Source organism: Janthinobacterium sp. PAMC25594 (assembly GCF_019443505.1).
In the GTDB taxonomy this organism is placed as follows: domain Bacteria; phylum Pseudomonadota; class Gammaproteobacteria; order Burkholderiales; family Burkholderiaceae_D; genus Janthinobacterium.
The window spans coordinates 2,656,318-2,679,122 of sequence record NZ_CP080377.1 but is presented as its reverse complement, the minus strand read 5'-3'; the positions used below and the strand labels follow the sequence as shown (position 1 = coordinate 2,679,122).

The following is a 22,805-nucleotide window of genomic DNA, read 5'->3' as shown; positions in this document are numbered from 1 at the left end:
AATACGATAATCCCCAACCGGAAACTAAGCCTTGACCGCTAGCGGATTAGATTTTCGCATATCCACTCTAGAGTTTTTGCGTAGGAAATATTTCCTTGTTCCCGTTCTTGGACCGCATCATGAAGAAAAGAGTTCTTTAGTTCCAGAGTTCCATTTTGCGTGATCCACATGCAAATTGAATCAGAGATAGCATGATCTGTATTTGTTTCATCAAGTATTTTTGCCATCATATACAAGCCTTTCAAAATATGATTTTTCCACATATGAAATTCTGCCACAATCATGCGCAATCTCAGGGATTTGCTTTTTTCAAAGCAATCAAGAATTTTCTTTTGTTCATGGCTTGGTGAGTTATGTAGATAATAACTAAATATAGTTTCAATATGGCCATTGAAAACATTGTCGTCGTCGGCAGATACATTGATGGTAATGATGTTTTGTGCAATTTTTAACATGGCTGCGTTTGGCAGACTTTGCCATGCTATATCCCAGATAACCCGATGTAGTTCCGGGCTATAAAATTGCTGTTCGAGCAAGCGAGCAAAAAAATCAAGCTCGTTGCTTGTAAGTGGCGCAGTTTTCTTTGCGATAATTTTTCTTCGCAAACTTTTAAGATATTTTTCTTCCAGACGCAATTTTTTCATAATTAATTAGAGTGAACTCTAATTCATTGATAGTCTCGTTTTATCTATGATAGTTTGAACTGATGATTTTTCTCGTCTTTTTTGAGATGGTATAGGTGATGGATCTTCCTAATGATGTTTTCCCACCTAGTATTTTTTCACCGGGTGCAAAATTTGGTACGAAAGTTATTTTAATATCTTCGTTGTATCTTGAATGTATATTTCAAAATCTGAAATATTTATTTGCTCTTTCTTGAATTCATCCAAAACCATGAGCAATTTCTCAAGATTTTTCCGGAAACTTTCTCTTCTAAGTTTTCTATGTCTGGTGTGTATTTTTCCATATCTCTATCGGAATAGGAAAGGTTTATTGGAGTACTTTGTTAATTAATATTTATTCTTCATCATATGTTTGTATTTTTGCCATATATTATCATTGTTGAGCAAAGTGATGATTTTTGATCTGCTTTGACTATTATGTATCCCCACGAGAAAGAAAAAAAATCCTCATACTTTGTCGATGTTTCAACTGATTGACCTAGTGACTTTGAAATTAACTTACTTAGATATTTTTTTTCATTGATCATGTCCGAGTGACTGGAGTCATAGCCAAGTCTGTTTGTGATTCCATCTGTCCAGATTATTTCAATAATGTAAAGAATTCCATTTTTAAATCTAAGATTTACTCTTGTTTCCAGATTGAGAAATTTAATATTTTGCATGCTATATGTTTCAAATTCATTTATTTGCCCAAAACTTTCAAGAAAATTTATGTTTTTTATTTCTTTGGTTGATGTGTTTTTGTTTACGTGAAAATTCTCATTTATTTCAATATCTCCAGTATTCTTATTTATATTCATTTACGGCCTCGGAAATTTAAATATTTTTGCGTTAGCTTTGAGTTTTGATATATCTGAATCATCAATAAAGTATTGATTTCCTTCTCCTGCGCCTAGTAATGTATTTGCCAATGCTTTTCCCGTGCCTGCACAGATATCTTCCGATAGTTTGAATGCTTGAACCTGATCTCTCATCGGTCGCGCCCCTGGAGTATTTCCGGAATGTGAGATTTGCGTTAAATTATTGTATGCCAATGCGCTTCCATTTGCGGAAATAAGTGTCATTCTGTCGCTGTAATAATTTCCGGGTTTGGGACCATACGGATAAAGGGAATATAAGATAGTCCCTTTTTTTAAAACAATATTTGTATATGCATCGACCCCTGGGTAGGGCGGCTTACCTTGCCATTTTGTTGCTGAAGCTGATGGATTTTTACCAATGCAAGGATTGCATGGTGTGTTTTTTGCACATTTTTTTGCTAATCCTAATGGGTCATTCCAGCCAGTGGGATTTGGTGCATATGTATATGTATTTAATCCACCAAGCAAGCCAACTGGATCTTGCGTCACGTACCTGGCTACATCCGGATCATAGTACCGATACCGGTTATAAAACAGCCCCGTTTCCCCATCCTCATACTGCCCCTGAAACCGCAGCGGCTGCTCGATTTCTCCCTCGACGTGCAGCAAACGCCCCCAAGCCTTGTAGCGCCCGCTCCAGACCACGTTCCCTTGCGCATCCGTCAGCTCGCGCGGCGTGCCCAGGTGGTCGCAGTGGTAGTGGGTGATGTGGTCGTGTACTGCCGCGCCTTCGGCTGCTGTTTGGGTACGCTGCCATGCCGAGACATGCAGCGCTTCGGTGTCCGCCTGTTCTTGCGCGATGGCCGCCTGCAGTTCGGCGTCGTGCTGGGTGGCAGGCAAATCCCATTGCACGACGCGCGGCAGGTGGACCGTGCTGGCCTGGCGACAGGCTTGCGAAGCGATCCTGGCCAGCGGCACGAAGCTGTCCGCCTCGTACAGGTATGTGATCGTGTCTTCTTGCCCAAGTTCCTGTGCCAGCGTGTCGCCGTCCCAGACGAAGAAGGTGGTGGCAGCGCTCGTGCATGCTGGCTGGTCAGTGGCGATGGCCTGCCAATTGCTCCAGCGTGCTTCTTCTACCCGCTTGGCGATGCGGCGGCTGAAGGCGTCATAAAAGTAGTGGGCGCGGTGGCGTGACTGGCGTTCTGTCCTGGTGGCCTGGCTGAGGCGGTTTTCGGCGTCGTATTGCAGTTCCAGCTCGCTCCAGGTGGACTCCCTGCCTGGCGGATGGAAGCGCTTGCCGGTGGCATTGCCTTGCTCGTCATAGTCGTACTCCGTATCGCCATAGTTTTTCAGGACGTTACCAGGCGCGGGAGCCTTGTCGAGCAGATTGCCTGCCGGATCGAAGGCGAAGTGTTCGGCCAGGCCCGGCTGCACGGCGGCCAGCAGCTGGCCGACGGGGTCATAGGCGTAACTGAGTTTGCCAAGCGGGCCGGCAGTGGTGGCGCCTGTTTGAAAAATGGTGCTCAGGTTGCCTTGCGCATCGTATTCGAAGCGGCGTTCGCGCACGGGGGCGGGCGCATTGGGGCCGCGCGCCAGGGTCATTTGCGTGAGCCGCGATTGCGGGTCGTACTGGCGCGTGGCGAGCAAACCGCTGCTGCCCAGCTGCCGTTGTTTTTCCCGGTGCAGCTTGTCGCGCTCGACATCGACCACGGTCTGGCCCTGCCACAGCACGCCATGCCAGTGGCCGGAACCGTAGCGCAAGGTGTCGATGCGGCGTCCGTTCGGCAAGACCGTCTGGATGCGGTTGCCCAGCTCATCATAGGCGTGCGTCATGACGAAGCTGGCATCCGGCACGCGCGGGGCGTTGGGCAGCCTGCCGGCGTCGGACAGGGATTGCAGAAAATATGCGCTGCGCTCTTCGATCAGTTGGCCCAGCGCATCGTGGAAGAAACGCTGTTCGGCTTGCGGCGCGGACACGGCTGTCAACCGCCCCAGCGCATCGTAGGCGTAGCGCACCACGCCGTCCGCCGTGGTCTTGACTTGCAACAAACCGAGTGCGTCGCGCAGCAGCTGCGTGCGCTGGCTGCCGCACTCGGTGGCGGTCAGGTTGCCGGCCCGGTCATAACTGTATTGCGTGCGCTTGCCGTCAAAGCCCGTTTCCGACGTCAGCCAGCCTTCCGCGTGATACGCGAGCTGGTAGCTTTCGCCCTTGGCGTTGATCAATTCCGTCAGTTGCAGTGCGCTATCGTAGCGATACTGTAAAGACTGGCCGATGGCATCCATGCGTTCCACCGGCAATCCCTGGCCGTTGTAGCGGTAGCGCGTCTGCTGGCCGGCGCCATCCACGTGCAAGACCAGATTGCCGTCTGCATCGTAGGCGTAGTGTTCCCGTGTTTTGTCTGGTGCGATGAGCCCGGTCAGGCGGCCGAGGCCATCGTACTCATAGCTGCTGACGTGGCCCATGGCATCGCGTGCAGCCGTCAATCTTCCCTGCTTGTCGTAGCTGTATTCGCTGCTGTGGCCGGAACAGTCCGTGTAGCTGGTAAGCAAGCCCTGGCGGTTGTACTGGAAATGCTTGCTGCCGCCCCTGGCGTCGATCAGTTCCACCAGCTGGCCGCGCTGGTCGTAGCGGTAGCGCGTGACGTGGCCCAGCGCATCCGTGATGCTGACGGGACGGCCTGCCGCATCGTATTCGCGGCGTGCGGTGTTGCCCAGCGCATCCGTGAAGGCGACGGGCTGGTTCTTGCCATCGTATGCGATGTTGCTGCCGTTTCCCTTGGCATCGATGCTGCGGGTCAGGTTGCCGGCTGCATCGTAGGCGTAGCGGGTGGCGGCGCCGTTGGCGTCGATATCGGCCAGCAGCATGCCATCGCGGTCCCACTCGCGCCGGCCCAGCGAGGCGGCCTTGTCGCCATTCACGCGGCGCACTTCGGTGACCAGCCAGTTGGCGTCGAATGTGTATTCGAGGACGCCGCCGTTTTCCGTGACGCGGCTGGTGTCGTTGTCCACGTAATCGATGCGCGTATGCTCACTGCCATCCTGGGCGCGCGTGGCGATGGCGCGCGCCTGGTAGCTGTTGGCCACGGTGACGGGATGGCGCTGCGCCAGTTCCTGTTCGCTCAAGGGGGAACCGCTCCAGCGGGCGCGCAGCGCGTCCAGGTTGATCCATTCCAACTCGTAACTAAAACCCGTGTAGCTGCTGCACGATGTGAGCAGGTGGTGACGATAGCTGTAGCGGCGCGTGTCGCCCAGCGCATTCGACTGGCTGACCAGGTTGTGGCGGGGCGCGAAGAGCGGTTGTGCATCGTCCGTTTCGCTGGCATAGGCGTAGCGGACGTGGCAGAGTCGGCTGCCGTCGGGTAATACCTCGTCGATACTTCCGATGTGGATGGCCTTTTCCGTCTCCCCGCGCATGGCTTCGAGCACGCTGCCATCGTCGCTGCGCAGGCGCAGCAGCACTTCGCCCGGCTTGGCGTCGATGAAGCGGTCGATGCTGATGCCGCGTCCATCGCGCCCTTCGCTGCGCGCGAGTGCAAAGCGTTGCGTGGCGACGGGCGCGGACGGGGCCAGCATGGCGTTGACGCCGTTGTAGCCGTGCGGCAGCCAGCCGTCTTCAGCGCGCGCGTAGCGGTCGACGCTGCCGTCGCGCCACAGCACGGTAAAAGTGTCGGCGCCGTCGCGCGTCAGCGTAAAACCTTCCTTGCGGCTGTCGTGTTGCTGGCCCGGTGCCAAGCCAGGCAGGCGCAGGGCGCGGCCGCTGTCATCGTGCAACACGATGCCCACATCGCACAGCGACAGGCTGGTGGTGTAGGGCGTGGACCAGCGCGCGCCCAGCAAGCCCCAGTCTTCGCATTCGGCGCCGGAGCGGTAGCAGCGCGTCCAGGCGATGGGGATGCTGCGTTCGAGCGCGAAATCCGTCTGGTACAGGATTTCCTGGCCCGTGCCGAAATGCACGGGCTTGCGGCCCTTGACGGGTTTTTTGGCCGGGCCGCTATCCTTGGGGCAGCAGTCGGAGGGGGCTTCCGATTTCGGTTCCTTCTTGCCCCGGCTCTTGCCGTCGTCGCCGCCGTTTTTTGGGGGAGGTTTGTCGAGTTTTGGGGGCGGCTTGTCCGGTTTTTTTCCGACCAGCTTGTCCTTGACCTTGTTGATGGTCGGTGCCGCTTTCTTGCCGAGAAACTTGCTCAGTATTTTTCCGCCGGGAATCTTGCTGAACACTGCCGTTTGCAAAAATGTGCCTGCCGCATTCATGACGATGTCCGAGGCCGTATTGAGCAAATCTGGTGTCTTGCCTGTCAATATGTAAACGGCCGCCTGGTCGAGCACCGTGGCCGATGCTTCCATTGCCGTGCCTGTCGCAACGGTCGCCGTGCCGGCAACCGCGCCTGCTGCCGCCCCCGCTTCCATCGCGGCGGCAACGGGGGCGCCCACTCCCGTTGCCGCCACGCCAACGCCAGCCACGCCCAATACGGCGCTGCCTGTCAGGACGGTGCCACCCGCATCCACCAGGTCTTCGGCGGCGCCATGCATTTTCTTGGAGCCATGCTCCTTGTAGTCTTGTGCCGCTTCCCGTATCGCCGCCTTCAGGTCCTTGAGCACGGGCTTGGCCGCCTCCGCGCCCCGCTCGTAAATCTTGCCCACGGTATTGCGCGAATTCATCCATACTTCGCGCCCCATCTGCACCAGGCTGGCGCCGTTGGCGCGGTGGATGGGGCTGGCGACCTTGGTGTCGACCTGCTTGCCGACGGTGCCGCTCTTGACGCCGCCCGCCTTGCCGGCCGCGTCGCCCTTGACGGTGGGAATGATGCTGCGCTGGTGCAGGATGACGGGTTCGCTGTGCGACTTGACGTTGGGCGAGGCGTTCTGTGCTTCCGAGAATTCACCGATGATGCTGTAGGGAATAGGAGGCGTGCTGGAGCCGACGGGCGTCTTGCAAATGTCGGGGCTGAGGCTGACGCAATAGAAGCGCGATGCCTTGGTGACGGTTTCATTCGTCATTTGTCTTTACCTTGCCCGGCCGCCTTGCCCAGTGCTTCCTGGGCCTGTTCCAGCAGTTCGATGCGTGCGATCTGCGCCGGCTCCATCGCGTGCAGCAGGCGCGACGCGACCTGGCCCGCGTCGGCCGGCACGACGGCGCGCCACACCAGCTCCACGCTGGCCGCCTCAGGATCGATCAACACCGTATCGATGGCCAGTCGCCAGACGAGTAACTGGTCGTTCTTGTCCGCCAGCAGCAGGCACAGCACCTGTTGCGGCAGGGCGAAACGCAGCACCGTGTTGCCGAGCGGGTCGATGCGGGCCGAGCGATGGTCGTGGCGGCACAGGTTGGTCAGCGTAAATTGCTCCCGTCCCGCCAGGTGCGGACATTGCTGGTCCGGGGGCGTGCTGTTCCAGTAGGCGAAATCGAAATCTTCCGGCAGGGCGGGGACTTCATCGGCATCCCATTTGTCCTTGACGACGATGCTACCTGCCAGCGCGCGGCGCGGCAGCCAGCCACGGCCTATAGCGGCCAGCCCCGCCGGCGCGGGCAACTCCTTGCCGCCCGCGCCTTGCCAGAACTGGGCGGCCGTGCATGGCAGAGATGCATCCGTGATACGGGGCGCTGGCACCTCGTCGATCTGTTTCGCATCGAGGTACCAGTGCCGCGCAAAACCCCGTCCCAGCGGATTGGTCTGGCAAGAATCGTGTTGCGCCGCGGTGCAGTCATCGGCCTCGATGCGGCATTGGCCGCCATACGCGTAGGCGTAGTGCAGCGGCAATTGCAGGAACGGTTCTGGCGCCGACAAGTGCCACGGATTGGGCCGCAGCAAGCCCACGGTGGCGATGCGGGCGCAGCCTTGCGCCAGGCGCGTGAGGATGGCTTTCTTGCGGAAGGCGCGCTCGCCGCATACTTGCAGGGTCTTGTCGATCAGGGTCTTCTTTTCTGACCGCACCTTCAGGTTGACGAGAAATTGCGGCATCGCCTGCCCGCGCGGCGCGTGCGCCACGCCATTGACGATCACGTCGCAGCGCGGTTTATAGGGCGCGAAGTCGCTCTCCTGCACCGTGCCCGCCTGCGTGTCGCCATCCAGGTGCCGGTCTTCCGTGGCCAGCGGCGACTGGCGCGCCATGGGCAGCAGGCTGGCCAGGCCGTCCGCGCCGCAGGGGCCCAAGGTGTAGCCCATGCGCGCTACCACCACATGAAAGGCCTCGCCGAATTGGTCGACCATGTCGAACTGGCTGGCCGCGTGCGGCGTGCGGTTGTCGAAGAGCAGGTTGGGGATATTGAAATGGGCTGTGCCGGCGTCGTTCATCGTCAGTCCGGGTTGTTGTCGATGTCGTCGCCGTGGATCTGCACCTTCGATCTGCCGCGAATGATGATTTCATCGGCAACCAGTTCAATGCGCCCCGGCGTGATGGTGATGCTGGACGTGCCGACCGTCATCGTGTGCGAATCGGTGGCCGTGAGCGTGCTGTCGGCGCCGACGATGACGCTTTTCGCCAGGCCGATCTGCTCGGCCTGCGCCAGCACCACGGTGGTGTTCATGGCGCCGATGACGGTGGTCTGGTAGGCGGCGCCGATGGTCAGCACCTTGGCCAGGCCGATCGTTTCGTCCTTGGCCAGGGTCACCCGTTCCGAACGGTGGCCGTCGATCTGCACCTGCTCGTTGCCGCCCACGTGTTCGCGGCGGTTGTCGCCGATGTCGATGTGTTCGTCGTGGTCGACGCGCTCACGGCGGTTGTTGTGCACGGTGATGTCTTCATCGTGGTCCACCGTTTCCGTGCGGTCGCGCTTGACGTGCACGGTTTCATCGCGGTCGATGGTTTTGCGCCGGTCGTTGCCGACCCAGTGCGACTCGTCATGCTCGACTTCGATGCGCTGGTCCTTTTCCGCATGCAGCCACAACTCCTCGGCATCCTTGCGGTCCTCGAAACGCAAGGCGTTGGCGTGCGCGGCGGAACCTTTTTTTGAGGAACGGCTCAGCATGCCGCTTTGCGTCTTGTTGGCCGGTAGCTCCCATGGCGGCATATTGCGCGCGTTGTAGACGCAGCCGATGATGAGGGGCATGGCGACGTTACCGTCGAGAAATTGCACGGCCACTTCCATGCCCACCCGGGGCAGGCTGATGTGGCCGAAATTCGGGCCGGCCCAGTTCGATATCACTCTTATCCACGGCGAACTCCTGTCGTCGAAGGTACCGAGTCGGTCCCAGTGGAATTGCACTTTGACTCTTCCGTAACCGTCCGTATGGATTTCCTCGCCGGGCGGCCCGACCACGGTGGCCGTCTGCACGCCGTAGATCTTCGGTTCGCGGCTATGAAAATTGCGGCCGGGGCGCCAGGGGATGGCGCGGGCGATGCACGTAAATGTGTTGCTGTAGTGCGAGGTGGCGCCGTGCCCTTGCTGATAGTTGTTGCTGGCGTAGTGGTGCACGGACAGGATCAGGTATTCGCTGGCTGCGCTGTCGAAATGTCCGTCCAGCGTGAACCAGCGTCCCGGCTGCGCCGTGCGGTCATTGCCCTGCGCCTCGAACAGCTGGCCCTGGGCATCAAGCTCTTCCATGCGGCGCTGGGCCAGGGATTCGCCATCGTCGATGTTTTTAAAACCGTAGCTGCCCGTGTTTTCATATACTTCCAGCGACGGCACGGCGCCTTGCCGGTTCAGCGAGTCGCGGCTGGCGCGGGCGCTGCGCGGATTCTTGAAGTTGAAGCTGGCGACTGTCATCTGGGCCGGGGCCATGCGCCGCACCGTGCTCCATTGATGCACGCCATCGTCCTCCAGGGAACCGGCCTGGTGCTGGAAGGGCATGGCGTTCGATTCTCCATCGATGGGCTTGCCGGTGGTGCTGTCGTCGTCCAGCCACAAGGTGTGGCCGTCAAGGCGGTGTTCGTAGCGGTAGTGCCAGCCCAGTTGCTCCCAGTGGCGGTGCAACAGGTTATGGTCGCTCTCGTTGTGCTGGCACGTGTAGGTGATGGCGGGGTCCAGGCCGCTGGCGGCCAGCTTGTAGTCGCGCATCAGGTAGGCATCGAAGACCTTGTCCGTCAGCGCCGCCACCGTCAAGCCGTGGAAGGCGACATTGTTTTGCCGCAAGTGCAGATGCGCCAGCCATGGCTCCAGCACCATTTGATAAAAGGCGAAGCCGCCGTCCGTGCGCAGGAAGTGGAACTCGAATACATAGCCGTTGAAGTAGCGCAAGGTACCGTCTTCTCGCACCAGTTCGATGGTCACCATCTTGCCCATCACCTTGTCGAGCGCGATGGCGGCGTCGTCGGACAGCACTTCCACCACGTAGGAAAAGTCGCGCGACAGGCTTTCGCTGGCGGCCAGGCTGTTGGCCAGGAACTGGATGCCGGCAGGGCCGTCGCCATGCGGAAAGTGCAGGCGCAGCAGGCGCTGGCCCTGCATGTCGCCCGTTAATGCCATCCATGCCGCCGTCGTATCGGGGAACAGGCTCATCGCGCATCGCTTCACGGTAGGAATCGTTGACCGACTGTAGCAATAGCGAACACAGGCGTTTTGCGCGGCCGCAAGCTTCAATCTTTGAGTGAGGGCATCAATTGCATTTCGTAATGCATGTCGTCGCGGTGGCGCGGTGATGCCGCAGCGCCGAGGAAACTGTTGCAGCCGAGGCCAGCTTGCCCGGTGGCCGTCAATGCCAATCCCCGTACCTCGCTGGCGCGCAGCACCAGCACGATCTGGTAGCGCACGAGCGGCTGGCCGAACAGCATCAGCATGTGCCGCAGCGCCTCGCTGCCAGGGGCGCGCGGCAAAAAGCTGGCGTGCTGCTCTGCCGTGAGGGGGCCGAGGCGCAGGCGTACGGCCAGGTCGGGGCGGCGGCAGCGTTTGCCGACGGTGGCGCGCTGGCCCAGCACGGCATTGGCCATGCCCAGCGCCGTTTGTTCGCGCGGCGCCAGCGCATCCATGGCGCCCGTCGCTTCGTCGATGTGGCAGGGCACGCCGAAGTGGTCGCCGAGGATGCGCGCCATGACGATGGACGAGATGTTGCGCTGCTGGAGCAATCCGCTGTACAGGCCGATCGCCGCCTGGTACTGGTCCAGACCCTGGTCCTGGCCCGGCTGGCACGCGGCCAGGTCCAGCAGGCGCGACAGGAAGGCGCCGCTGTGGCCGGCCTGCTCGATGCGGTATTTTTGCCAGGCCTGGTAAAACAGGGTCACGGCGCGGCTGGAAAACAGGTCGAGAAAAGCGCGCGCGCTGGTGTCGCGCTCGCTATGCTGGTGCGCGGCGATGCGCTCCGAATAGTGGCTGGGCAAGCTGCCCTGGCAGCCCAGCAGGCCCATGAAGGCGGGCGTGAGGTGGATATGTGGTAAATGACCCGACAGCAGCGCTTGCAGCAAGGCATCGGCATCAGCCATGCCGCCTGTTGTGAGCGCCTCGACCTGGCTGGCGGGAAAGCGCAGCGAGACGCTGTTGTCGAAGCGCATGATCTTTGCCAGCGCCGTGTGCTCATCGATGCCGTGTTCGGCCAGCCATGCCAGCAGCAGGCGCAGCGCCTGAAAGCACTCGAAGCGCTGTGGCGCGTCGAGCAATTGCTGGATCACGCTGGCGTGGCGTCGGCGCTGCGTTCCGGGCATCGGATGAGTTCCTCGCCGCTGCGCTGGGACCGCAGCGTCAGTTGGCTAAAGCAGTTGAGCTGGCTGTTCAGGGCGAAATAGCGCTGCAGCACCTGGGCAAAAATAGTGATGCTGCTGCCGACGAAGGCTTGTTCGTCGATGCCCAGGCGGATGGCGATGCCGGGCATCAGGGTGGGAAACGGCACGGTCGGCATCCAGGCGCGCGTGCTGCCGTGTTCCAGCGTGACGATGCCCTGGATCAGGCGCTGCGTGGTGGGCGAACGGGGCAGGTCGTACAGGCTCAGCATTTTCTGGAATTCGCCCAGGCCCGCTTGCGTCAGGCCCGAGTAATTGAGCGACAGGTGGGCAATCAGGCGCCAGTGCGTGTCCGCCAGGAAGCGCATGCTGGGCGTGGGCTTGCGCAGGAAGCGCGCGGGGATGCCGTCGGGCACATCTTCGGCCAGCAGGTCGCCGCCGGGCAAGCCGTAATGCAATTGCGTGGGCAAGTCGCGGTTGCTGCACAGCAGCTGCGTCGAGACGGTGGCGCAGGCGGCGTTTTCCGGTGAAAACTGCGGGTCGATCAGGCTCAGGCGCATTTCATGGCCGGGGCTGATGGCCGCCACGGTTTCGTCGCGGCGCGCCAGCCAGTACTGTCCTTGCTCTGCCTGGGCACCTTGCAGCGAGGCATACAGCGGCAAAAAGGTGCTCAGGCGCTCGCCGGCCTGGTCCTTGCGCACCACGGTGACGGCCTCGATGCTGTGGATGTCGTAGGCAAACGCATGCGTGGCATCGGCCAGCAGGGCGTAGTCGGGCTCGGTATGCGTGAGGCGGATCGGCACGCCGGACTTGGCAAACAGGTTGACGACGGGCGTGCAGCCGAGCAAAAGATTATCGGGGCTGACGCCGGAGAGAAGGCGCGCCTCGTGGCTGTCGCTGCGCACGCCCTTGAGCGGCAAGTGTAAGGTGAACTGGCGGCATTGCTTCGGCAGCAAGGCCGCCAGCAGGGACCAGGCGATATCGATGAAATGGAATTTTTCCGGAAAGGCGAAATACTCGGTCAGCAGGCGCAGGGCCGGGTGCGAACGGGCGGAAATGGGGATCAGCGCATCGTCTTGGGCATAGCCGGCCGGCGCCAGCGGAATGCCGTCGACGGCCAGCCACGGGCTGTGTTCGTCCAGCGCCACGTACGCGCCCGCGCCGCGCAGGAACAGGGCGTCGAGCAGGGCCGCGCGCACGGATGGTTCGCCATCGGCAAACAGGCGCAGGCTGGCAAAACCCGGCTGATCGAGATGATAGTTGTCGCTGCTGCTGGTGAATTGAATGCTGAGCAAGGCGCTGGCGCCGTCGGGCAGGCGCAGGCCGGGCGGCGCGTCGATGATCGCTGAAAAGTGCAGGCGCGAAATGGCCAGCGGCGCCAGGGTCACGTCATACGCGCTGGTGAATTTGCAGGCCACGCCTTGCACCGGCTGCGAGCGCAGCACGGTGCCGCGCGGAACATGCGCAAGCTGGGCCAGCTGGCTGCCACCGTGCGCTTCGTCGGCGGCGATGCGCACGATGGAGCACGAAGGAAACGGCCGCAGATAGTGCGGGTACAGGGTGTCGAGCAGGGCATGGGTAAATTGCGGATAGGCGTCGTCGAGGCGTTTGGCGACCCTGGCCGTGAGCAGGGCGACGGACTGGATCAGACGTTCGACATGCGGATCTTCGCAGGTGTCGCCGGCGATCAGCAGGCGCCCGGCCGCTTTCGGATAGCGGCTGGAAAACTCGCGCGTGTACTGGCGGAACAGGCCCAGCTCGCGCTCGTAATATGGCAATAGTTGTTCCACGGTCGCGCTCTCCGCCAGCAGGAAAGCTTCATGCTGGCATCAGGCGCGACCGTGTGTGTTGATGCGTGACAATGATTCTTAGAAATGGTACTCCGCGCGTATCATCGGCGTCTTCGCCGTCTGGCCCACGTTGCCCGTGGTGGCGGGCGAGTTGCCGAACTTGTTTTTCCAGTACTGGTACTCGATGCCCACGCGGAAGGTGTTCTTCGCGCTGCCCAGGGCCGCGCCCACGTCGTACATCACTTGCATGTCGATATTCGTTTCCACCGCCGTCTTGCGCCCCACTTCATCGTTGCCTTTCGAGTCGATGAGGTTAAAGAAACCTTCGAACGAGAACAGCGGCGACAGCGGAATGCCCCAGGCGCCCGTCAGCATGGCGTGCGTTTTATACGTGTAGCGGCCCGTCACTTGCGAGATGGGCGGGAAGGCGCCGCTGGGGGCGTTGCTTTCACGCAGCAACAGCAGGCTGGTGTTGAAGAAGCCGGGCACGTCCCACATCAGCGTGGGGCCGGCCACCAGCATGCGCTTGCGCGAGTTGTAGCCGACGTCATTTTTCGTGTTGACGTCGAAACCCAGGGTGACGCCGACGCCGCGCACGGGGCCGAACTTGATGTCGCTGCCGCGCACCTTGCCGATGTCGATGGTGTTGCGGTACACCAGATACGCCTCTTGCGCGCCGGACGTCTTGCCCAGCGCACCGGGGTCCTTGCTGTCGGAGATCAGGAAGTCCAGGTTGACGAAGTTGCTGCCGTATTTGTAGCCGCTGGCATGCGTGATGGCAAAGATATTTTTCTTGATGTCATCGGGATTGAACGGCTCGCGGTAGTCATTGCCGGCGCGCCAGCTGAGCGAGGTATCGCTCCATTCGGCAGCCTGGGCGGTCGCTCCCAGGCCCAGGGTCGTGGCAAGGCACAGGCAAGGCAACAGACACGGTAAGATTTTTGGCACTTTCGGCTCCTGATGGCGGTGTTGGAAAACGGATACAAGGGATGGCGGGGCGCGTAGCGCGCATGATGCGCTGCGTTGCCGCAGAATGCGCGCCGTTCAATCCATGATGCGAGAGGCGCGGCATCAGACAATATGCAGTATTTACATACTTACTATCATTTCTTGCATATAATCATCGCATTTTCCAGCCCCTGTGGGGCAAGGCGGGGGCTGCAAAGCAGCTAATTTTTTTCAAAATTGTATACAGGTGTTGTTTTTTTGCAGAAATAGAAATGGACTGCCAAATGCCAGCCCCCAAGCATCCGCGGATGCCGATACGATAGCTATCGCGATGGCTTGATGCCGCCCCGATCGATAGACGGATAACTTGTAACGAGGCACGAAAAAAACAATGACGGCACGTCTGGAATTACACGACATCAGCAAGCGCTATCCGTCCGTGGTGGCCAATGACGGCATCCACCTCACCGTGGCGCCCGGACAAATTCACGCCGTGCTCGGAGAAAACGGTGCCGGCAAATCGACCTTGATGAAAATCATCTACGGCGCCGTGCAGCCCGATGGCGGCCGGATCCTGTGGAATGGCCGCGAGGTCGAGATCGCCAACCCGTCGGCCGCGCGCGCGCTGGGCATCGCCATGGTGTTCCAGCACTTTTCCCTGTTCGACACGCTCACCGTGACGGAAAACATCGCCCTCGGTTTGCCCGCCGGCACCAACATGGCGGAACTGGCGCAGCGCATCGAGGCGACGGCGCGCCAGTACGGCCTGGACCTGGAGCCGCAGCGTCACGTGCACACCTTGTCGGTGGGCGAATGCCAGCGCGTGGAAATCGTGCGCGCCCTGCTGGCCAAGCCGCAACTGTTGATCCTCGATGAACCGACGTCCGTGCTGACGCCGGGTGCCGTGGAGAAACTGTTTATGACCTTGCGCCAGCTGGCGGCCGAAGGCTGCAGCATCCTGTACATCAGCCACAAGCTCGACGAAATCCGCGCCCTGTGCCACACGTGCACGGTGGTGCGCGCCGGCAAGAACGCGGGCGTGTGCGACCCCACCGAGGAATCGGCGGCCAGCCTGTCGCGCATGATGATCGGCGCCGAACCGCCCGCCGTCACGCGCGTGGCGCGCACGCCCGGTGCCATCATGCTGAGCGTGCGGCAGCTGGATTTGCCGAAGAGCCACCCGTTTGCCACGCAATTGATCGATATCAATTTCGACGTGCGGGCGGGCGAGATCGTCGGCATCGCGGGCGTGTCCGGCAATGGCCAGCAGGAATTGCTGGCCGCGCTGTCGGGCGAGGACATGCGCGCGGCCCCCGCCAGCATCGTGCTGAACGGCACGCCGGCGGGACGCTTGCCGCCGGGACGCCGGCGCGCGCTGGGCTTCGGCTTCGTGCCGGAGGAGCGGCTGGGACGCGGCGCCGTGCCCGACATGGGGCTGGCCGACAACGTGCTGTTGAGCTTGCAGACCCCCGCCACCATCCGCCACGGCTTCGTGCGTCATCACGTCATCGCGCAGCGGGCGGCCGCCATCATCGCCCGCTTCCAGGTGAAGGCGGGCGGGCCGCAGGCGCTGGCGCGCAGCTTGTCTGGAGGCAATTTGCAGAAATACATAGTCGGACGCGAAGTCATGCGCGAACCCACCGTGCTGGTGGTGGCGCAGCCGACCTGGGGCGTGGACGTGGGTGCGGCCGCGCAAATCCGCGCCGAATTGCTGGCGCTGCGTGACGCCGGTTGCGCGCTGCTGATCGTCTCGGAAGAACTCGATGAATTGTTCGAAATCAGCGACCGTTTGCTGGTGATGGCGAAAGGAAAAATTTCACCATCGCTCGAGGTGGGCGAGGCCAGCGTGGCGCAGGTGGGGCAATGGATGAGCGGGCTGTGGCCGCAGGAGGTCGCCCATGGCTAAGTTTGCCTTGCGCCTGGAAGCCCGGCCAACCCCGTCGCGGCTGATGTCGTGGCTGTCGCCCGTGCTGGCAGTCTTGCTCACCGTGCTGTGCGGCGCGCTGCTATTTGTTGCACTGGGACACGATCCGCTGGCCGGACTGGCCGTCTTCTTCGTCGAACCCTTGCGCGACGCGCACGGCTGGTCCGAGCTGGGCATCAAGGTGGCGCCCCTGCTGTTGATCGCCGTCGGCCTGGCCATCTGCTTTCGCGCCAACATCTATAACATCGGCGCCGAAGGGCAGCTGACCCTGGGCGCCATCTGCGGCGGCGCGGCGGCCCTGTACCTCGATGATGGCGTCGGCGGCGCGGCCGTCATCGGCATTTCCCTGCTGGCCGGCATGGCGGGCGGCATGGCGTGGGCGGGCCTGGTGGCGTGGCTGCGCGACCGCTACAACGCCAGCGAAATCCTCGTCTCGCTGATGCTGGTCTACATCGCGCAATTGCTGCTCAGCTATCTCGTGTATGGCGTGCTGCGCGACCCGGAAGGCTTCAACTTCCCTCAGTCGAAACTGCTGTCCGACGGTTTGCTGTTGCCGATGGTGATCAGCGACACGCGCTTGCACGTGGGCATCATCTTCGCCCTGCTGGCCGCGCTGGGCGGCTGGCTGTATTTATCCAGGAGCATTGCCGGCTTCCGCTTGCGCGTGGGCGGCATGGCGCCGGCCGCCGCGCGGTATGCGGGCTTTTCTTCGCGCAAGACTTTATGGTCGTCGCTGCTGATCTGCGGCGCCCTGTCCGGCCTGGCGGGCGCCTGTGAAGTGCTGGGACCGATGGGGCAGCTCACGCCCACGGTCTCGCCCGGCTACGGCTTTGCCGCCATCATCGTCGCCTTCGTGGGGCGGCTGCATCCCGTCGGCGTGATTTTTTCCAGCTTCGTCATGGCCCTGTTCTATATCGGCGGCGAACTGGCGCAATCGCGCCTGGGTCTGCCCAGCGCGATCACGGGGGTGTTCCAGGGCATCTTGCTGTTCGCCTTGCTCGCTTGCGACGTGCTGATCCAATACAAATTGCGCTGGAGAAAACATGGATAACCTGGCCCTGACGATAGCGCCCTTGATCGCCGCCAGCATCAACGCGGGCACGCCGCTGATGCTGGCCGCCCTCGGTTTATTGGTGAATGAAAAGGCGGGCGTGGTGAACCTGGGCGCGGAAGGCATGATGCTGGTGTCGGCCATCACGGGCTTTGCCGTGGCCGTCAACACGGGCAGCCCCACGCTGGGCTTCCTGGCGGGGGCGGGCGCCAGCATGCTGCTGTCCGGCTTCTTTGCCTGGCTGACCGTGTGGCTGGGCACGAACCAGTATGCGACGGGCCTGGCCTTGTCGCTGTTCGGCGCGGGTGCGTCCACGTACATCGGCCTGAAGTACGTGGGCAACAGCTTGCAGAACGGCCGCTTCGGCATCCCTTTATTGGAAGACATTCCCGTGCTGGGGCCGGCCCTGTTCCGCCAGCATCCGATGGTGTATCTGTCGCTCTTGCTGTGCGTGGCCATCGCCTGGTTCCTGTACCGCACGCGGGCGGGACTCGTGCTGCGCGCCGTGGGCGAGTCGCCAGCGTCCGCGCATGCGCTCGGTTACCCCGTGCGGCGCATCCGCCTGGCGGCCGTGCTGTTCGGTGGCGCCTGCTGCGGCCTGGCCGGTGCCTTTTTGTCGCTCGTGTACACGCCGCTGTGGGTCGAGGGCATGGTGGCGGGGCGCGGATGGATCGCGCTGGCGCTGACCACGTTTGCCACCTGGCGCCCCGCGCGCGTGGTGGGCGGCGCCTATCTGTTTGGCGGCATCACGATTCTGACCTTCCACGCGCAGGCGCTGGGCGTGCCCATCGCCTCGCAGCTGCTGTCGATGCTGCCGTATCTGGCGGCCATCGTCGTGCTCGTGCTCATTTCCAGCAATGCCAATTACATCAAGCTCAACATGCCCGCTTCGCTGGGGAAAAATTTCAATCCCGGAAATTAATCACTCACCACAAGGAAAACCATGTCCAAGAAATTACTGTGCGCCGCCGTTTGCAGTGCCATTCTGATGCCTGCCATGGCCGCCGCGCCCGCCGCCGCTCCATTGAATGTCGGTTTTGTTTACATCAGCCCCATCGGCGACGCGGGCTGGACCACCCAGCATGACCAGGCGCGCAAGGAAATGGAAAAGGCGCTGGGCAACAAGATCACCACCAAGTTTGTGGAAAACGTGCCGGAGAGCGCCGATGCGGAACGCGTGATCCGCGACCTGGCGCAAACGGGCAGCAAGCTGGTCATCACGACTTCGTTCGGTTACATGAATCCCACCTTGAAAGTGGCGAAGCAATTTCCTAATGTGAAGTTCATCCACCTGACTGGCTACAAGACGGCGCCGAACGTGGCCAACACCAATGCCCGTTTCTACGAAGGCCGCTACCTGGCCGGCGTGTTGGCAGGCAAGATGAGCAAGACCCATGTGGCCGGTTATGTGGCGGCGTTTCCCATCCCGGAAGTGTTGCAGGGCGTAAACGCCTTCACGCGCGGCATGCGTAGCGTCGACCCGAAGGCGGAAGTGAAAGTGGTGTGGGTGAATAGCTGGTTCGACCCGGGCAAGGAACGCGACGCGGCCATCACCCTGATCGGCCAGGGCGCGGACGTGGTCACCCACCACACGGACTCGACCGCCGTGGTGCAGGCGGCGGAAGAGAAGGGCAAGTATGCGATCGCCTACCACTCGGACATGAAAAAGTACGGGCCGAAGGCGCAGCTGGCCGCCGTCACCCACCATTGGGGCGAGTATTATACGAAGCAGGCACAGGCCGTGCTGGACGGTACGTGGAAGTCCAGCAGCACCTGGGGCGGCATCAAGGATGGCATGGTCAAGCTGGAAGGAATCAACGCCGCCGTGCCCGCCGATGTGAAACAGTTTGTATTGGCGCGTGAGAAAGACTTGGTTGCTGGCAAGCTCAATCCTTTCAGCGCGCCGATCAAGGATAACGATGGCAAGGTGCGCCTGGAGAAAGGCGTGCTGGACGATGCGGCGCTGACGAAGATGGATTATTTTGTCGAAGGCGTGGCAGGGAAAGTTTCCGGAAAGTAATAGGTTTGAGTTTGAACTTGCTGTAATATTGCCGGAAACGGGAACAAGGCCGGGGATACATGCGCATTCCCGGCCCATCCACATAGCAGAGCCTGCATAGGCCCGTACCGGAGATCGACCCATGGACAGATTGGAAGTATTCAAGATTATCGCGCTGCAAGCGAGCAAGGGCGAGCTGACGTTCCCCGCCAACGTCAAGGCCACCTTGAAGCTGCAGGAAGCGCTGGACGACCCCGATTGCCATATCGAGGCGGCCGCCCGCATGGTCATGGCCGAGCCGCTGCTGTCGGCGCGGGTCGTGGCCTTGGCCAACTCGGCCGCCTACAACCGTTCCGGCAATGAAATCGCCAATGTGCGCGCAGCCGTCTCGCGCCTGGGCTTTGCCACCTTGAAATCGATGGTGGCGTCCGTCATCGTGCGCCAGCTGGGCAGTCAGATCACCGACCCGCAATTGCGCGCCAAGGGGGCCAAGCTGTGGGAGCACACGGCCCACGTGGCGGCATTGAGCCAGGTCATCGCGCGGAAAGTCACGCATGTGGATGTGGAAACGGCCATGTTCGCCGCCATCGTGCACGAGGTGGGCGGCTTTTATCTGCTGTCGCGCGCCGAGGAATATCCGGGCTTGCTCGACGACAACACGGAAGACTGGATCGAATACGGCGAAAAACTGATCGGCCGCGGCGTGTTGCGCCAGCTGCAAGTGCCCGACATGGTCTTGCAGGCCGTGGAAGGCATGTGGCACGGCGGCAGCCCGTTCCCGCCCCGCACCTTGGGCGCGACCCTGGTGCTGGCCAACGATCTGTCGCCCGTCGGCTCGCCCCTGCACCCGCCGGAAAGCGCCGAGCGGCGCCTGGCAGCCGCGAAGATCGACTTCGGGATTGGCGGCAGCACCCTGCACACGATACTCGAGGAATCGGCCGAAGAGATCGAATCCCTGGCGGCCGCCTTGCTGGTGTAAATTACGCCTCAATGAAATCCCCGCCCTTGCTGCGGGGATTTTTTTCGTCCGCATTTTGCTGCGCCTGCCCCATCGCATACAATCGCCGGCCCGGCTATCCGCCGGACTGAACGTCTCCTCTTACCCAAAGGATCTTATGCAGAAGCTGTTTTCTTCCCTCGCCTTGACTGCGCTGGCGTTTTCCGCCCAAGCCGCTACCGTTTTGCCCGTGGTACAGGAAGCGCCGCTGCGCGCCCACCTGGCCTTCCTGTCCAACGATTTATTGGAAGGCCGGGGCACGGGTCAACGCGGTGCCGACCTGACGGTGGCGTACCTGGAAACCCAGGCGCAGATGGCCGGACTGCAACCCGTGCGCGGCAACAGCTACCGCCAGAGCGTGCAGATCGCCGGCGTGAAGTCGCTGCCGGCCGAGAGCAGCCTGCAGGCGGTGGCGGGCGGCAAGGCCGTGCCGCTGGCGTTCGGTCCGGACTGGGTCTGGGCCACGGGCGACTCCGTTGCCGCGCACACATTCGATGCGCCGCTGGTGTTCGTCGGCTACGGCATCACGGCGCCGGAAGAGGGCTGGAACGATTTCAAGGGTGCCGATGTCAAAAACAAGATCGTCGTCATGCTGGTCAACGACCCGCAGCCGACCGCGCTTGATCCGAACCGTTTCGCCGGCAAGGCGCTGACCTATTACGGCCGCTGGACCTACAAATTCGAGGAAGCCAAACGCCAGGGCGCGGCCGGCGTCTTGCTGATCCACACGAAACCGTCCGCCTCGTACGACTGGAGCGTCGTGCAGAACAGCTGGAGCGGCAGCGAGCGCTTCCAGTTGGCCGATCGCACTGCCGGCACTCCCCTGCAGGGTTGGATCGCGGAAGACGCGGCGCGCCGCTTGTTTGCGGCCGGTGGACAGGACCTGGACGCCTTGCGCGCGCAAGCGGAAAGCAAGGATTTCCAGGCCGTCGCCTTGAACGCCAAGTTGTCGGGCGACATGAAGTCCATCGTGCGCAAGGTGGAACAATTCAATATCGCCGGCATGGTGCCGGGTACGGACCCGGCATTGAAGGATGAAGCCGTCATCTACAGCGGCCACTGGGACCATCTGGGCCAGCAGGGTAATTCGGGCGACACGATTTACAACGGCGCCGTTGATAACGCGTCGGGCACGGCCGGCCTGCTGGCCATGGCCCAGGAAGCCGTGAAAAATCCGGCGAAGCGCACGCAGATTTTCCTGTGGGTGGCGGCCGAAGAGCAGGGGCTATTGGGCAGCGCCGCGTATGCGGCCGATCCGCTGTGGCCTTTGAACAAGACGGCGGCCGCGCTGAACCTCGATAGCTTGAACTTCGTTGGTGCCACGCATGACATCGGCGCGCAGGGCAGCGAGCGCACGGAGCTGGGGGCGATGGCGGAGGCAACGGCCAAAGCCATGGGCATGCATATCGCTGCCGCGCGTCCCGACCTGGCCGGCGGTTATTTCCGCAGCGACCATTTCAGCTTTGCCAAGGCGGGCGTGCCCGCGTTTTCCATCAATGGCGGCCGCGAGTACATCAAGGACGTGGCAGAGTCGAAAGCCAAGGCGGCCGCCTACGGCCCCCGCTACCATCAGGTGACCGATGAGTACGACGCCAGCTGGGATTTGTCGGGCATGACGCAGCAGGCGCAATTCACGCTGAACCTGGGGCAGGCCGTGGCGAATGCCGCCAAAATTCCGGCCTGGAAGGCGGGCGATGCGTTTGGCAAGGCGCGTGAGCAAGCCGCGAAATAAACCCGGGGTCAGACCCTCAACACCGCCAACATCAAGATTAGCGCTAACTCACCCGGGGGTCTGACCCCAGCTTTCGCTGCTCGAATCGGTACTTGCTCCACACGATCAGCAGCAACAGCGGCATGGCGCCGCCCACCATGCACAGGGCGGGCCAGCCGCCGGCGGCGAAGCTGGCGCTGGCCAGGGCCGAGCCGGCCGACGCGCCGATGAAGCCGCCCGCGATGAACACGGTGGTCACACGCGCGCGCGCATGCGGCGCCAGCTTATAAATGATGGACTGGTGCGTCACTTGCAAGCCCATCACGCCCATGTCCAGCAGGACGATGCCAATCAGCAATAGCACCAGCGAGTGCGCGCCGAAGCCGATCAGGGCCCAGCCCGCGATCGAGGCGACGGCCAGCAGCCAGGTGGCCTGGCGCGCATAGCCGCGGTCGGCCATGCGGCCCGCCGTATTCGCGGCAAAGGCGCCCGTGGCGCCCGCCAGGCCGAACAGGCCGATCTGCATTTCCGAATAGTGGTACGGTGCGCCGCTGAGCAAGAAGGTCAGGCCCGTCCAGAACACGCTGAAGGTGCCCAGGCCCAAGCCCGAGAACAGGGCGCGCTGGCGCAGCAACGGTTCCTGGCGGATGATATCGGCCAAGGAGGCCATCAGTTTGCCGTATTGCAGCTTGCCACGCGGCGCTTCGTTCGGCAGGATGCGGCGCAGCATGACGAGCAGGGCGGCCACGACGATGGCGGCCAGCACGTAGACGCTGCGCCAGCCACCGCTGATCTGCGACACGGTGCCGGACACGGTACGCGCCAGCAAGATGCCCAGCAATAAACCCGTCATGACGGTGCCCACCATGCGGCCCCGGCTGTGGTCGGGCGCATACGAGGCCACCATGGCCGTCACCACCATCAAGGCGCTGGCCGTGATGCCCATCAAGACGCTGGCGATGGCAAAGACGACGATGTTCTGGCTGGTGGCGGCCAGCAGCAGGGCACCGATCTTGGCGATCAGCATCCACGTCAGCAATTGGCGGCGGTTCAGCACGTCGCTGAGGGGTACCAGGAACACGATGCCCAGCACATAGCCGATCTGCGTGGCCGTGACCAGGTAACCCGCTTGCGGCACGCTCACGCCAAACGAGGCGGCCAGCATGGACGTGAGCGGCTGCACGTAGTACAGGCTGGCGACGAGCACGCCGGCGGACAGGGCGAACAACAGGATGCGGGTGGAACTCAGCAGGGTGCTGGCGTCGATATGCGAGGGTGCGGATTTCATGCGATACAACTTTCTTGGAATGACGCTTT

15 protein-coding genes are annotated in these 22,805 nt (G+C 61.5%); 6 read left to right on the top strand and 9 right to left on the bottom strand.

Annotated elements, in window-relative coordinates; all coding sequences use genetic code 11:
• Positions 1-38 precede the first annotated feature (38 nt).
• The 8 genes from KY494_RS12125 to KY494_RS12090 all read right to left on the bottom strand — a co-directional run bounded on the left by KY494_RS12125 (position 39) and on the right by KY494_RS12090 (position 13,749).
• Positions 39-644 (bottom strand): hypothetical protein, encoded by a 606-nt coding sequence (locus tag KY494_RS12125; protein WP_219891093.1) that lies wholly within the window; start codon positions 642-644, stop codon positions 39-41.
• A gap of 383 nt (positions 645-1,027) precedes the next feature.
• Complete coding sequence (locus KY494_RS12120) at positions 1,028-1,483, bottom strand: hypothetical protein (protein ID WP_219891092.1); 456 nt, start codon at positions 1,481-1,483, stop codon at positions 1,028-1,030.
• A complete protein-coding gene (locus tag KY494_RS12115; protein WP_219891091.1) occupies positions 1,484-6,478 on the bottom strand; it encodes an RHS repeat-associated core domain-containing protein in 4,995 nt (1,664 codons plus the stop codon).
• A complete protein-coding gene (locus KY494_RS12110; protein ID WP_219891090.1) occupies positions 6,475-7,773 on the bottom strand; it encodes a DUF2169 domain-containing protein in 1,299 nt (432 codons plus the stop codon). Before KY494_RS12110 ends, KY494_RS12115 begins: the two co-directional genes overlap by 4 nt.
• A gap of 2 nt (positions 7,774-7,775) precedes the next feature.
• Positions 7,776-9,917, bottom strand: a complete 2,142-nt coding sequence (locus KY494_RS12105) for a type VI secretion system Vgr family protein (protein ID WP_219891089.1) — start codon at positions 9,915-9,917, stop codon at positions 7,776-7,778.
• A gap of 77 nt (positions 9,918-9,994) precedes the next feature.
• The gene (gene tssG, locus KY494_RS12100; RefSeq protein ID WP_219891088.1) at positions 9,995-11,053 is read right to left on the bottom strand and encodes a type VI secretion system baseplate subunit TssG; all 1,059 of its coding nucleotides are present in this window, start codon (positions 11,051-11,053) and stop codon (positions 9,995-9,997) included.
• Positions 11,017-12,858, bottom strand: coding sequence for a type VI secretion system baseplate subunit TssF (gene tssF, locus KY494_RS12095; RefSeq protein WP_219891087.1), 1,842 nt, complete (start codon positions 12,856-12,858; stop codon positions 11,017-11,019). The genes tssG and tssF overlap by 37 nt, the downstream gene beginning before the upstream one ends.
• A gap of 78 nt (positions 12,859-12,936) precedes the next feature.
• Complete coding sequence (locus tag KY494_RS12090; RefSeq protein ID WP_219133472.1) at positions 12,937-13,749, bottom strand: outer envelope protein; 813 nt, start codon at positions 13,747-13,749, stop codon at positions 12,937-12,939.
• A gap of 448 nt (positions 13,750-14,197) precedes the next feature.
• On the opposite strand from KY494_RS12090, the gene KY494_RS12085 reads away from it, so the two are divergent.
• The 6 genes from KY494_RS12085 to KY494_RS12060 all read left to right on the top strand — a co-directional run bounded on the left by KY494_RS12085 (position 14,198) and on the right by KY494_RS12060 (position 21,509).
• Positions 14,198-15,712: an ABC transporter ATP-binding protein gene (locus KY494_RS12085; protein ID WP_219891086.1), complete on the top strand. Its 1,515-nt coding sequence runs from the start codon at positions 14,198-14,200 to the stop codon at positions 15,710-15,712.
• Positions 15,705-16,781 (top strand): ABC transporter permease, encoded by a 1,077-nt coding sequence (locus tag KY494_RS12080; protein WP_219891085.1) that lies wholly within the window; start codon positions 15,705-15,707, stop codon positions 16,779-16,781. The genes KY494_RS12085 and KY494_RS12080 overlap by 8 nt, the downstream gene beginning before the upstream one ends.
• Positions 16,774-17,703 (top strand): ABC transporter permease, encoded by a 930-nt coding sequence (locus tag KY494_RS12075; RefSeq protein ID WP_219891084.1) that lies wholly within the window; start codon positions 16,774-16,776, stop codon positions 17,701-17,703. Before KY494_RS12080 ends, KY494_RS12075 begins: the two co-directional genes overlap by 8 nt.
• Before the next feature lie 21 nt (positions 17,704-17,724).
• Positions 17,725-18,801 (top strand): BMP family ABC transporter substrate-binding protein, encoded by a 1,077-nt coding sequence (locus KY494_RS12070; protein ID WP_219891083.1) that lies wholly within the window; start codon positions 17,725-17,727, stop codon positions 18,799-18,801.
• Positions 18,802-18,922: 121 nt separating this feature from the next.
• Positions 18,923-19,759 carry an HDOD domain-containing protein gene (locus KY494_RS12065; RefSeq protein WP_071079117.1) on the top strand — a complete coding sequence of 279 codons (837 nt, stop codon included), beginning with the start codon at positions 18,923-18,925 and terminating at the stop codon, positions 19,757-19,759.
• A gap of 136 nt (positions 19,760-19,895) precedes the next feature.
• On the top strand, positions 19,896-21,509 hold the full coding sequence (locus KY494_RS12060) for a M28 family peptidase (protein WP_219891082.1): 1,614 nt from the start codon (positions 19,896-19,898) through the stop codon (positions 21,507-21,509).
• 43 nt (positions 21,510-21,552) lie between these two features.
• Here KY494_RS12060 and KY494_RS12055 read toward each other — a convergent pair whose 3' ends face one another.
• Positions 21,553-22,776 carry an MFS transporter gene (locus KY494_RS12055; protein WP_219891081.1) on the bottom strand — a complete coding sequence of 408 codons (1,224 nt, stop codon included), beginning with the start codon at positions 22,774-22,776 and terminating at the stop codon, positions 21,553-21,555.
• Positions 22,777-22,805: the final 29 nt, after the last annotated feature.

Bases quoted from the DNA above. Each gene is read 5' to 3' on its own strand.
- KY494_RS12125 (WP_219891093.1), bottom strand. From the start codon at position 644: ATGAAAAAATTGCGTCTGGAAGAAAAATATCTTAAAAGTTTGCGAAGA.
- KY494_RS12120 (WP_219891092.1), bottom strand. From the start codon at position 1,483: ATGAATATAAATAAGAATACTGGAGATATTGAAATAAATGAGAATTTT.
- KY494_RS12115 (WP_219891091.1), bottom strand. From the start codon at position 6,478: ATGACGAATGAAACCGTCACCAAGGCATCGCGCTTCTATTGCGTCAGC.
- KY494_RS12110 (WP_219891090.1), bottom strand. From the start codon at position 7,773: ATGAACGACGCCGGCACAGCCCATTTCAATATCCCCAACCTGCTCTTC.
- KY494_RS12105 (WP_219891089.1), bottom strand. From the start codon at position 9,917: ATGAGCCTGTTCCCCGATACGACGGCGGCATGGATGGCATTAACGGGC.
- tssG (WP_219891088.1), bottom strand. From the start codon at position 11,053: ATGCCCGGAACGCAGCGCCGACGCCACGCCAGCGTGATCCAGCAATTG.
- KY494_RS12085 (WP_219891086.1), top strand. From the start codon at position 14,198: ATGACGGCACGTCTGGAATTACACGACATCAGCAAGCGCTATCCGTCC.
- KY494_RS12080 (WP_219891085.1), top strand. From the start codon at position 15,705: ATGGCTAAGTTTGCCTTGCGCCTGGAAGCCCGGCCAACCCCGTCGCGG.
- KY494_RS12075 (WP_219891084.1), top strand. From the start codon at position 16,774: ATGGATAACCTGGCCCTGACGATAGCGCCCTTGATCGCCGCCAGCATC.
- KY494_RS12070 (WP_219891083.1), top strand. From the start codon at position 17,725: ATGTCCAAGAAATTACTGTGCGCCGCCGTTTGCAGTGCCATTCTGATG.
- KY494_RS12065 (WP_071079117.1), top strand. From the start codon at position 18,923: ATGGACAGATTGGAAGTATTCAAGATTATCGCGCTGCAAGCGAGCAAG.
- KY494_RS12060 (WP_219891082.1), top strand. From the start codon at position 19,896: ATGCAGAAGCTGTTTTCTTCCCTCGCCTTGACTGCGCTGGCGTTTTCC.
- KY494_RS12055 (WP_219891081.1), bottom strand. From the start codon at position 22,776: ATGAAATCCGCACCCTCGCATATCGACGCCAGCACCCTGCTGAGTTCC.